Below are 12,050 nucleotides of genomic sequence, written 5' to 3' on the forward strand. Positions count from 1 at the left end.
CAAGAATAGCAAAATGCGAAAAGAGATTACACAAAAAGCGTAGCAGAATTGCGTTTAAGCAGCCCCTTCTGCCTGCAGTTCTCGTCGTTCTGGTTTAGCAATGAGGTTGTCGATAACTAGATCGTGATGCAATGCCGACATGTTAGTAATGAAAATGCAATGCGTATAACCCGCTTGCATGGTTTCAAGCTTTCCATACATGGCTTTATCTATTTTAGACAATTGGGCTAAACGCTTTTTGGTTAATGGAGTAATAGCGCCATGACACCGAATGGCAGTTACATCTGTAGCACTTAACTGTATTTTCCCATCATCAAGCTGTGACTTGATCTGGGTTCGCAACTTAGAAAAAAGGAAATCTCGCTCTTTTATATACACCAGCCTGTTATCACTTTTTCTTACGCAGTGTACTACAAGTGCCTGGTTGGACGTTTCTTTAAACATACCCTCAAGTATTCGAGACTTTGGCTTTGCTTGACCTTTATCGGCAAAGAAACCGTGCAGCGGAATAATATTTTGTGTTCGCGAAAACGGATAAAGATCGTCAGACGAATCACTCTGGTAAACGGTTTTCAATCTGTCCAACGTAAATCGGTTCATTACACAAAGTACCGCTAAGGAAGGCATATGGCGGACGGCAAGTTCCCATATAAAACGGTGCGTTGAACGCTGAATCCGCGCAATATCTCTCACCTTAAAATAGGCTGTGTTTTCCTCAACCATGCTATCAACACTGGACCCAACCTTGGCTTTCCTCATGTCCTCTACTAGACAAAGTCTAGCGACACCGGTACTTGCTTGATAATGAACAAGCTTATACTTCTCGCCTTTAATTTTTAATTCTGGAACCGATACACGAACTTCTTTTTGTAATTCACTGTTCGGTGCCACAATCAATTTCATCCCGCTGGCGCTTAAATCTGCCACACGAGCATCGAGAGAAGAGAGTAAACCCACTTTAATTGACGCCGGCTTATCGATGATGTAACGAGTCTCTGAGCGCCTGTCTAAGTCTTCTTCCATCACATAGTCAATCCGCCAGTTATTTCCACTGGCCTTGAGCGATTTAGATAGAGGCTTGAAGTCACATTTAGCGGAAAGTGTTAAGTTAGTCAGGTAAGAAGAGACGTCTTTGCAATACAACACGTGAGATATCTGAGCCAGTTGTTCGAACTCTTTACTGGCGATATCGTGGATTGCAAAGGCTTTTTGCTTATCTTCTCTGCTTACTGCATCAAGACGACAATGCGTACATATAAAGTCGCCGCTTTTCGCGAGCAAATAGACCAAGGCATTCAATTGTTTGAGCGCTAACAACTGTCGATGGGTTGCGGTTATTTGGACGTTTCCACTTTTTGTTTTGATGTTTCCCTGGAAAACATACGCCTCGTTGTATTTGCGCAATTCCTCTACTAGCGTTTCGAAAATGGGTTTGTCTTGTAGACTCGCCAATAACTTTTCCGCATTGTTATGCTCTACATTGGCCTTTGTAAAAAGTGCAATAACGGGTTTCAGTGATTTTTTCTCAGGTGCTAAAAAGACAGGTAACCAAGGGCTATTTTCCAATATGCGGTCACGCTCTAGCTCCTGCATTGCGCGTTCTATTTCTAAATCCCGTTGAAGCGGCTGCTTGTAGGCCGTTACCGCGACATAACGTTTTAACAATGCGATAAATTCTTTGTCTACATCATTTTTAAAGGTGAACGAGGTTTCATACTTTCCAAGGTGCTTATTATACTTAACCGTCTCTAACTCTAGCGTTATCTCAGTAGGTTCTTTAGTGAGACCCTTAACCTCAGGAATGGTGAAAGTTAGCACATCACCGGTAGATGCATTAGGGGGCCTTTTTGTCTCAAGGGTTATTTCCCTGTGCGACATCGAACTAATTGAGCAATGCCGCCCTTTTTCAAATTCTGGAGAAGAAATAGTGAAATTAGGTCGAATGGCTATGTCTTCACCAAAATCAATATCCGTAAATGATTGACTCTCGACATTGAAGGCATCAACAATTTTCTTAAATTGCTCTTTCTTTATCTGATTTTGATAGAAGTCCGAGTTCATTACTGACTCAAACACACCTACCGTATACCTGTCTTGATAAAGCGAGGTTTCATTTTTAAGTATCTGTGCGCCCACTTTATCAAGGCGCATTTGGACCCCGAAATGTTTAAATTTCATCACGGGAAATTGGGCGAACGCTGAGTTATCTGCAGGCGCGTCTGTAAGTGAGGTCAGCCTTACGACTTCCTCTTTTACTACCTTTCGGACACTGCTTGGAAGGCGCTTCGAAAATTTGTTTATCCCTTCTAACAACTTATTTTGTTGTTCGTAAGGAATTAAAGCGCGAATTAGCGGCTGGTATTGTTTTATTATTGCTTGTTCATCGCCGGCTGACATTGCTTCATGAATACCGTTTATTGTTATCAGAACAATATATAACCCTATTCAACTTGGGGTCAATAGGTATTAAAAATTAAACGTAAGTATATAGAGCTAATGGTTTGTCAGCGATACAAAACCATTCACGTCCACCACTTACTCATAAAAAACGAGCAGACACAAAAAAGCCGCTTAACAGCGGCTTTTAAATTGCGTTATGCGATTGAGGCATCTACCCGTTCGCGAAGTTCTTTTCCTGGCTTGAAGTGAGGTACATATTTACCATCAAGTTTCACTGTTTCACCCGTTTTAGGGTTTCTACCCACGCGAGGTGCGCGATAGTGAAGAGAAAAACTACCAAAACCTCTAATTTCAATACGTTCACCCTTTTGGAGGGTTTGCGCCATTTGCTCTAGAAGTTCTTTAATTGCCAGTTCGAGTTCTTTCGCCGGAATATGACGCGCTTGATCCGCGAGCCGTTCAATTAATTCAGACTTGGTCATGCTTAACCTCATTGTCAATATTATTGTTTAAACAGCTATCGCGAATTGGGTGTGCATGTGCACACCCACAAAAGCATTATTCGCCTTTAGCAGCTTTAAATGCTTCTGCCATCGCGTTAGCGAAACCAACATCTTCTTGCTGGTTAACTTTATCGATAGCTTCTTTTTCGTCAGCCTGATCTTTCGCTCTAACAGATAGGTTAACAGTGCGGTTCTTGCGGTCAACGCCCATGAACTTCGCTTCGATGCTATCACCAACGCTTGCTACTTCTGTTGCGTCTTCAACACGCTCTACAGCAAGATCTGCAACGCGGATGTAGCCGTCAACTTCTTCAGCTAGGTTTACAGTAACGCCTTTCGCATCAACTGCTGTTACTGTACCAGTAACGATAGCACCTTTCTTGTTATCTGTCAGATACTTGTTGAAAGGATCTTCTTCGATTTGCTTAACGCCAAGAGAGATACGCTCACGCTCTGGGTCGACTTGTAGTACAACTGCAGAGATTTCGTCGCCTTTCTTGTAGTCACGAACCGCGTCTTCACCAGACTTGTTCCAGCTGATGTCAGAAAGGTGAACTAGACCGTCGATGCCGCCGTCAAGGCCGATGAAGATACCGAAGTCAGTGATTGACTTGATCTTACCAGATACTTTGTCACCTTTTTCGTGTGACTCAGCAAATGTTTCCCAAGGGTTAGCAATACACTGCTTAAGACCTAGAGAAATACGACGACGCTCTTCGTCAATTTCAAGAACCATTACATCTACAGTGTCACCTAGGTTAACAACTTTAGATGGGTGGATGTTCTTGTTGGTCCAATCCATTTCAGAAACGTGTACAAGACCTTCAACGCCGTCTTCGATTTCAACGAAGCAGCCGTAATCAGTAAGGTTAGTAACCTGACCGTTAATCTTAGTACCTTCTGGGTAACGAGACGCAATTTCTTGCCATGGATCGTTGCCCATTTGCTTCATACCAAGAGAAACACGCTGCTTCTCTTTGTCGAACTTAAGTACTTTAACGTTGATTTCGTCGCCAACATTCACGATTTCACTTGGGTGCTTAACGCGCTTCCAAGCCATATCAGTGATGTGTAGAAGACCGTCTACGCCACCAAGGTCAACGAACGCACCGTAGTCGGTAAGGTTCTTAACGATACCCTTGATTTCATGACCTTCTTCAAGGTTAGCAAGTAGTGATTCACGCTCTTGGCTGCTTTCAGCTTCGATAACTGCACGACGAGAAACAACAACGTTGTTGCGCTTAGCATCTAGCTTGATAACTTTAAACTCAAGCTCTTTGCCTTCAAGGTGCGTAGTGTCGCGTACTGGACGTACGTCAACAAGAGAACCTGGAAGGAACGCGCGTACACTGTTAACTTCAACAGTGAAACCGCCTTTAACTTTACCGTTGATAACGCCTTTGATAGTGACTTTATCTTCGTAAGCTTTTTCCAGCTCAACCCACGCTTCGTGACGCTTGGCTTTTTCACGAGAAAGAATAGTTTCACCGAAACCATCTTCTACTGCATCTAGCGCTACATCTACTTCATCACCAATAGCGATTTCAAGCTCGCCTTCAGCGTTTTTAAATTGGTCAGCTGGGATAGCACTTTCTGATTTCAAGCCTGCGTCAACAAGAACGATATCTTTATCGATAGAAACAACAGTACCTTTTACAATTGAACCAGGACGTGTTTCTAGTTCTTGTAAGCTTTCTTCAAAAAGTTGTGCAAAATTTTCAGTCATAAGTCTCAAATAAACTTTTAAGTTGATATCCACGCTTCTTATCCGGATAACGCGGGGTTATTAAATTTAGTCGCCACTCCCTGTAGCAACACTGCTTTGGATGCGATCAGCTCTCGTCATTAAAGGCGTGAGGAAATAATATCCATCGCTTTTTCAAAGACTTGGTCAATATCCAAGTCTGTTGAATCTATAATTACAGCATCTTGTGCCGGTACCAATGGTGCGACTGCACGTTGTGTATCGCGCTCGTCTCTGGCTTTGATATCGGTCAAAAGGCGCGCAATATTAACATCCATGCCCTTTGCTTTCAACTGGCTATAACGACGCTCAGCACGAGCCTCTGCGCTAGCTGTAAGGAAAATCTTTACAGGCGCATCGGGGAATACTACGGTTCCCATGTCGCGACCATCTGCTACCAAGCCAGGGTCTTGTTGAAAAGCACGTTGTCTGCGAAGCAAAGCTTCACGAACACGAGGCAAAGCGGCGACTTTGGATGCTACCGCTCCGACTTCTTCAGTACGAATGTCATCAGTGACATCTTCGCCTTCTAGGATAATACGGGTAGTATCGCCATTCGTCTCGAAACTTACATCGAGACCGGTTGCTAGAGGAACAACACATTCTTCATCATCACACGGCAGGTCGTGGTGAAGTGCGGCAACTGCTAAAACACGGTAAATCGCACCGCTATCTAGAAAATGCCACCCTAATTTTTTTGCTAACAAGCTACTTAATGTACCTTTGCCAGCGCCACTTGGACCGTCAACCGTGACTACGGGTGTGGAATGCATACCTGCTCCATCATTTAAATTACTAAAAAATCGCGCGTAATTATACGCTTTAGCACGGGATAAGCAATGCCACCTATACTAGGTGGCATTGAACATTAGGATAAATCTGATACAGATCAACATGAATGCAGTGAATAAAAAACAATCGCTGCACTACTTTAGGGTCGCCTTATGCGTTATAGAGTGTTTTAAAACGCGTAAAGTAATCAGGGAAAGTTTTTCGAGTGCATCCCGGGTCATTAATTGTGACTGGAGTATCGCTAAGCGCTACCAGAGAAAAGCACATGGCGATGCGGTGATCATTATATGTATCTATTTCTGCATGCTTCAGCGAGTCCGTCGGCCATACTTTAATATAGTCGTGGCCTTCTTCTACCTTTGCGCCTAACTTCTGTAGTTCCGTTGCCATAGCAGCAAGTCGATCGGTTTCTTTTACACGCCAATTATAGATATTGGTCATGGTTGTTGGGCCTTCAGCAAACAGTGCTGTGGTCGCAATAGTCATAGCCGCATCAGGAATATGATTCATATCCATATCGACACCTTTAAGCGGTGCACCGGTTATTTCCACGTATTCGTCGTTCCACACAACCTTTGCGCCCATTGCCTCAAGCACATCAGCAAAGCGGATATCGCCTTGAATACTGTTCTGGCCTATTCCGGTTACGCGTACCGTTCCACCTTTGATGGCGCCAGCTGCAAGGAAGTAAGATGCAGACGAAGCATCACCTTCTACCATGAATTTACCCGGCGACACGTACTTTGCACTGCCCGAAACCGTGAACGTTTGATAGTTATCATTACTAACCGTAACGCCAAACTTCGCCATGGTGTCTAGCGTGATGTCGATATAGGGCTTAGAGACTAACTCACCTTTAATACGAATCGTAACATCGCCTGAAAAAAGCGGAGCCGCCATAAGAAGCGCTGTCAGAAACTGACTGGAAACACTTCCATCTACAGACATCTCACCGCCACTTAATGTTTTACCCTTAATTTGCAGCGGCGGATAACCGTCGTTTTTTAAATAGGTAACGTCGGCGTTGGCTTCGCGCAATGCATCGACTAAGTCTCCAATGGGACGTTCTTCCATACGCGGCTCGCCAGTTAGCACGGTATCAACATTACTCGCAGCGAGCGCGGCACATAATGGACGCATTGCCGTACCGGCATTACCTAGAAAAAGTTCTAGCGGTTCAGCCACGTCAAATGCGCCGCCATTGCCTTGCACGACACACTGCGTTTTGTCATCACTGAGGCGGTAGCTAACGCCTAGCTTCGTGAGGGCATTAAGCATGTGTTCAATGTCTTCACTGTCAAGAAGGTTAGTCAGCTCCGTTTCGCCTTCTGCTAACGCCGCAAGTAGCAAAGCGCGATTAGACAGACTCTTTGAACCAGGTACATTGACCTCTCCCGATACTTTTGCAATCGGGTCTAATGTTAACTGTTCCATTTTATCCATTCACTCTTTCAAATTCGCGCATAAACTCAACAAGCGCAACAATACCTTCAACTGGCATTGCGTTATAAATACTGGCACGCATACCCCCTACCGAACGATGGCCTTTCAATGCAAGTAAACCAGCGTCTTGTGACTGTTGAAGAAATAGTTTATCTAAGTCAGGGTTAGCTAAATGGAACGGTACGTTCATTTTCGAACGGTTGTCGGGGTGTACCTTGCTTGAATAAAAGTCAGAACTATCAATCGCAGAATATAGTAACGCTGCTTTTTCAGCGTTGCGTTTTGCCATAGCATCAACGCCGCCCATATCTTTAAGCCATTCAAATACAAGACCCGCCAAATACCAAGAAAAAGTAGGCGGTGTGTTGTACATAGAGTCTGATTTGGCTGCCAGCGCGTAATCAAAGATAGAAGGCGTTTCTTTTCGTGCCTTGCCCACAAGGTCATCACGTACAATAACTACAGATAAGCCGCTAGGACCAATATTTTTCTGTGCGCCGGCATAAATGACACCGTGTTTTGCGACGTCTAAAGGTTGCGACAAGATAGTTGACGACATATCCGATACCAGAGGTACATCACCAGACTCTGGTAACCAATCAAAGGCAATACCATCAACCGTTTCGTTAGGGCAGAAGTGATAGTATGCAGCAGACTGGTCGATATCGCTTAATGGAGGCTCTGCGATATAATGAAGGCCGTCTTTTTCAGACACCTCACCAACAACAACAGCATTGTTGTATTTGTTGGCTTCATCTACTGCACCTTTTGACCAAGAACCACTTACCAGATGAAGACTGGTATCGTTCGCATTTGACAAGTTTAGCGGTACCGCCGCAAACTGCCCGCGACCGCCACCATGTGTGAAAAGTACGTGGTAGTTGTTAGGAATGGATAGCAGGTCGCGCAAGTCTTGCTCTGCCTTAGCTGCTATTTCAATGAAATCTTTACCGCGGTGGCTCACTTCCATAACAGAGCAGCCTAGATCGCGCCAATTCGTAAATTCTGCTTGAGCCTTTAGCATCACTTCTTTAGGAAGCATGGCTGGACCCGCACTAAAGTTAAAAACCTCTTTCATCGCGTTGTTCAACACCTGTAGATAATTACCATTAAACTCACGAGCATATTTATATTCCGTGAGCCATTAGGCAAACAAGCGGCAAAAGCCGCTTGTTTAAAAGAACACTGATAATGCGCAAGGCACGTTGCTCGCGCGTTACCCCTACTCTTCTGTCGTTGAGCCTTCACCGTCTTGTGCGGTGTTATCTTGCTCTTGAACAGCAGTTTCTGCTTGTTCTGGCGCGTCATCAAGAATTATTGGGTTACCGTCTTCATCTAATTCTTGTAACTCGGCAACTTCTTCAATTCGTTGCAAACCAACAACGTGCTCGCCTTCAACTGTACGTATTAAGCGAACGCCTTGTGTGTTACGGCCTACTACCGACACTTCACCAACACGGGTTCGTACCAGCGTGCCTTGGTCACTAATAAGCATTATTTCATTGCTTTCGTCAACCTGTACCGCACCTACAACTTTCCCGTTACGCTCAGATACCTTAATCGACACAACACCTTGCGTCGCGCGGCTCTTCGCTGGGTAATCTTCTAACGGCGTACGTTTACCGAAGCCATTTTCTGTCGCTGTCAGGATGGGTCCGTCGCCCTTAGGTACAATAAGTGAAACCACTTTTTGACCATCTTGTAGACGAATACCGCGAACACCTGTTGCAGTTCGTCCCATAGGACGAAGCGCTAACAGCTCTTCACCTGTTTCTGGGTCGCGCTTGACTTCACCTGTTTCGCTATCGCGAAGCTTTTCGTTGAAGCGAACTACTTTACCCGCATCAGAGAACAGCATGATATCGTCATCACCATGGGTGATATCAACACCAATCAACTCGTCGCCGTCATTCAGATTTACTGCGATAATACCGCTTGAGCGAGGGCGAGAATATAGGCTTAGGTCAGTCTTTTTAACTGTGCCGTTTGCCGTTGCCATCAATACAAACTTGCCTTCTTCAAATTCTTTAATTGGAAGAATGGCGGTAATTCGCTCGTTATCTTCTAAAGGAAGAATGTTTACAATTGGGCGTCCACGTGCGTTACGACTAGCAAACGGCAGTTGATAAACCTTCAACCAATATAAGCGTCCCCGTGTAGAGAAGCACAAAATGTGATCGTGAGTGTTAGCCACTAACAATTTCTCGATGATGTCTTCATCTTTCATCTTAGTGGCAGACTTACCACGACCGCCTCGACGCTGTGCTTCGTAATCCGTGAGCTTTTGATACTTCACATACCCCTCGCGAGAAAGGGTCACAACAACATCTTCCTGCTCGATTAAATCTTCAATATCAATATCGTGGCTTGCAGCGGTAATTTCGGTACGACGCTCGTCGCCGAACTCGTCACGGATCTTTTCAAGTTCTTCTTGAATGACTTCCATCAAACGCTCAGGGCTATTTAAAATGTGAAGTAGTTCAGCGATAAGCTCTAGAAGCTGTTTGTATTCTTCGAGGATCTTCTCATGCTCTAGACCTGTTAACTTGTGAAGACGCAGGTCAAGGATCGCTTGGGCCTGCTGTTCAGTCAGATAATATTTGTCATCACGAATACCAAATTCCGGCATTAGCCAATCTGGACGAGCAGCATCATCACCAGCGCGTTCTAGCATTTGGGCCACGTCACCTAGGTCCCAACCTTGTGCAACAAGCGATTTCTTCGCATCTGCAGGGCTTTGCGACGCTTTAATCAACTCAATAATAGGGTCGATGTTGGCAAGAGCGATAGCTAAACCTTCAAGGATGTGAGCACGGTCACGGGCTTTGCGTAATTCAAAGACAGTACGGCGTGTTACCACTTCACGGCGGTGAAGGATAAAACACTCTAAGGTTTCTTTTAGGTTGAATACCTTAGGCTGACCATTGTCCAGCGCAACCATGTTAATACCAAAGACCGTTTGAAGCTGGGTGTTGGCATATAAATGGTTGAGCAGCACTTCTGCAGATTCGTTGCGTTTAACTTCAACAACAATACGCATACCGTCTTTATCAGACTCATCGCGCAGTGCTGATACGCCTTCGATACGTTTTTCCTTTACAAGCTCGGCAATCTTCTCAATAAGACGTGCTTTGTTCACCTGATAAGGTATTTCGTTAACGATAATGGTTTCTTTGCCGTTAGCGTCAGTTTCAATGTCTGCTTTAGCGCGAAGATATATTTTGCCACGACCGGTACGGTAGGCATCTTCAATACCTTTACGACCACTGATCATCGCCGCCGTTGGGAAGTCAGGACCCGGTATGTAAGTCATTAGATCATCAATCGTAATTGATGGGTCTTGGATCAATGCAATACAGCCGTTAACAACTTCAGTAAGGTTATGCGGCGGAATATTCGTCGCCATGCCTACCGCGATACCCGAAGAACCGTTTATAAGGAGGTTAGGTACTTTTGTAGGCAATACTTCAGGAATAAATTCTGTACCGTCATAGTTGGGTACAAAATCTACGGTTTCTTTATCCAAATCAGCAAGAAGTTCGTGGGCAATTTTTGCCATACGAACCTCTGTATAACGCATGGCAGCGGCTGAGTCGCCGTCAACCGAGCCAAAGTTACCCTGCCCGTCTACCAACATATAACGGAGAGAGAAAGGCTGCGCCATACGAACAATGGTATCGTAAACTGCGGAATCACCATGAGGGTGATATTTACCTATTACGTCACCTACCACACGGGCAGATTTTTTGTATGGCTTGTTAAAGTCATTTTTCAGTTCGTTCATTGCGAACAGCACGCGACGGTGCACTGGCTTCAAGCCATCTCTTACATCAGGCAAGGCTCGCCCGACAATAACGCTCATCGCGTAATCAAGGTATGAGTTCTTTAACTCTTCCTCAATATTAACGGGGAGGATTTCTTTAGCGTTATCAGACATAAACTGCTTAATCCCTTTATTTTGGTTTGTTCTGCGTTATCCAGCGCCTTGCATCACATCATTGTGAAAGCAAGACTGGGCGCGCACTCTTGTTATTATGTGGGTCATAATCGTTGCTTGAGTGTACCACTTGATGACAGATTTATGTAGCGGTTAATTACGCTTATTGGGCAACAAAAAGACAAGCGATTATTTTTCACTCACCCATTGATATAAAAACACTAAATCTATTTAAAAACAGTGAAACACGCGCCTGATTTGCGATATCTTAAAAAGAGATAGTTTAAGGATCGTTTTACTCATGACGAATGTAGATCAACAAGAAATCAATAAATTTTCTGAACTCGCCTCTCGCTGGTGGGATCCTGAAGGTGAATTTAAACCTCTCCACTTGATTAACCCCCTGCGCTTAGATTTCATTAACCAGCACAGTGAAGGACTCTTTGACAAAAAAGTTATCGATATTGGCTGTGGAGGCGGTATTTTAGCCGAATCTATGGCGCGTGCTGGCGCAACTGTCACCGGTTTAGATATGGCAGAAGCGTCATTAGAAGTTGCTAAATTACATGGCTTGGAGTCTGGAGTAAAAGTAGACTACGTTTGTTCAACGGCTGAAGACTTTGCTCAAGATAATGCTGGCGCGTTCGATGTCGTAACTTGTATGGAAATGCTAGAACACGTGCCTGACCCCGCATCTGTCGTTATGGCCTGCGCAAAGTTAGTCAAACCTGGTGGCCATGTTTTTTTCTCGACGTTAAACAGAAATATAAAATCCTATCTGATGGGTATCGTTGGCGCTGAGTATGTTCTTAAACTCGTGCCAAAAGGTACGCACGATCACAGTAAGTTTATAAAACCTTCAGAGCTCATGGCGATGACCGATCAAGCAGGTTTACTCCCCCGTGACATGACAGGGCTTCACATGGACCCTATCTCTCAAGGTTTTTATCTTTCGTCTAATAATGTAGACGTAAACTACTTACTTTATACAGTGGCGCAAAATTAAATTAACACTATATCTTGGGTTGCGTCGATATTTTAAACACCATATATCGTGTTTTTATAAAAATTGAATCTTAAGAATAAATTAATTTTTACGTTAAAGAATCTAATTAAAATGCTTGCAATCCCGTTATTTAATGCTTGGAGAACCCTAAAAAGTTAGTTGTTACTAACATAAATTCCATGCCAGTTTGAGTGCTTGAAATACCACCAGATATTGGGTTGCATT

The 12,050-nt window shown here is 44.2% G+C and carries 8 protein-coding genes; 1 reads left to right on the forward strand and 7 read right to left on the reverse strand.

Translation table 11 applies throughout. From position 1 onward, the window contains the following. Positions 1–54: 54 nt before the first annotated feature. The 7 genes from ACM0P2_RS10895 to gyrA form a co-directional block, all read right to left on the reverse strand. Positions 55–2,397: a PilZ domain-containing protein gene (locus tag ACM0P2_RS10895; RefSeq protein ID WP_173358551.1), complete on the reverse strand. Its 2,343-nt coding sequence runs from the start codon at positions 2,395–2,397 to the stop codon at positions 55–57. A gap of 197 nt (positions 2,398–2,594) precedes the next feature. Beyond that, the gene (gene ihfB / locus ACM0P2_RS10900) at positions 2,595–2,882 is read right to left on the reverse strand and encodes an integration host factor subunit beta (protein ID WP_014949641.1); all 288 of its coding nucleotides are present in this window, start codon (positions 2,880–2,882) and stop codon (positions 2,595–2,597) included. A 76-nt stretch (positions 2,883–2,958) separates the two neighbouring features. Next, positions 2,959–4,629, reverse strand: a complete 1,671-nt coding sequence (rpsA, locus tag ACM0P2_RS10905; RefSeq protein ID WP_105931390.1) for a 30S ribosomal protein S1 — start codon at positions 4,627–4,629, stop codon at positions 2,959–2,961. A 119-nt stretch (positions 4,630–4,748) separates the two neighbouring features. Beyond that, positions 4,749–5,420 carry a (d)CMP kinase gene (gene cmk / locus ACM0P2_RS10910; RefSeq protein ID WP_014976668.1) on the reverse strand — a complete coding sequence of 224 codons (672 nt, stop codon included), beginning with the start codon at positions 5,418–5,420 and terminating at the stop codon, positions 4,749–4,751. A gap of 169 nt (positions 5,421–5,589) precedes the next feature. After that, positions 5,590–6,873, reverse strand: a complete 1,284-nt coding sequence (aroA, locus tag ACM0P2_RS10915; protein WP_159119104.1) for a 3-phosphoshikimate 1-carboxyvinyltransferase — start codon at positions 6,871–6,873, stop codon at positions 5,590–5,592. Position 6,874: 1 nt separating this feature from the next. Further along, a complete protein-coding gene (serC, locus tag ACM0P2_RS10920; RefSeq protein ID WP_159119106.1) occupies positions 6,875–7,960 on the reverse strand; it encodes a 3-phosphoserine/phosphohydroxythreonine transaminase in 1,086 nt (361 codons plus the stop codon). Between the two features lie 144 nt (positions 7,961–8,104). Continuing rightward, entirely contained in the window at positions 8,105–10,819 is a 2,715-nt protein-coding gene (gyrA, locus tag ACM0P2_RS10925; protein WP_159119108.1) for a DNA topoisomerase (ATP-hydrolyzing) subunit A, read from the reverse strand. A 301-nt stretch (positions 10,820–11,120) separates the two neighbouring features. Between gyrA and ubiG the strand changes: the two genes are divergently transcribed. Continuing rightward, complete coding sequence (gene ubiG, locus ACM0P2_RS10930; protein ID WP_159119110.1) at positions 11,121–11,825, forward strand: bifunctional 2-polyprenyl-6-hydroxyphenol methylase/3-demethylubiquinol 3-O-methyltransferase UbiG; 705 nt, start codon at positions 11,121–11,123, stop codon at positions 11,823–11,825. Positions 11,826–12,050 lie beyond the last annotated feature (225 nt).

Source organism: Alteromonas sp. OM2203 (genome assembly GCF_048517045.1).
In the GTDB taxonomy this organism is placed as follows: Bacteria; Pseudomonadota; Gammaproteobacteria; order Enterobacterales; family Alteromonadaceae; genus Alteromonas; species Alteromonas gracilis.

Excerpts from the sequence above, each read along its gene's own strand:
- ACM0P2_RS10895 (WP_173358551.1), bottom strand. The coding sequence starts at position 2,397 with ATGTCAGCCGGCGATGAACAAGCAATAATAAAACAATACCAGCCGCTA.
- ihfB (WP_014949641.1), bottom strand. The coding sequence starts at position 2,882 with ATGACCAAGTCTGAATTAATTGAACGGCTCGCGGATCAAGCGCGTCAT.
- rpsA (WP_105931390.1), bottom strand. The coding sequence starts at position 4,629 with ATGACTGAAAATTTTGCACAACTTTTTGAAGAAAGCTTACAAGAACTA.
- cmk (WP_014976668.1), bottom strand. The coding sequence starts at position 5,420 with ATGCATTCCACACCCGTAGTCACGGTTGACGGTCCAAGTGGCGCTGGC.
- aroA (WP_159119104.1), bottom strand. The coding sequence starts at position 6,873 with ATGGAACAGTTAACATTAGACCCGATTGCAAAAGTATCGGGAGAGGTC.
- serC (WP_159119106.1), bottom strand. The coding sequence starts at position 7,960 with ATGAAAGAGGTTTTTAACTTTAGTGCGGGTCCAGCCATGCTTCCTAAA.
- gyrA (WP_159119108.1), bottom strand. The coding sequence starts at position 10,819 with ATGTCTGATAACGCTAAAGAAATCCTCCCCGTTAATATTGAGGAAGAG.
- ubiG (WP_159119110.1), top strand. The coding sequence starts at position 11,121 with ATGACGAATGTAGATCAACAAGAAATCAATAAATTTTCTGAACTCGCC.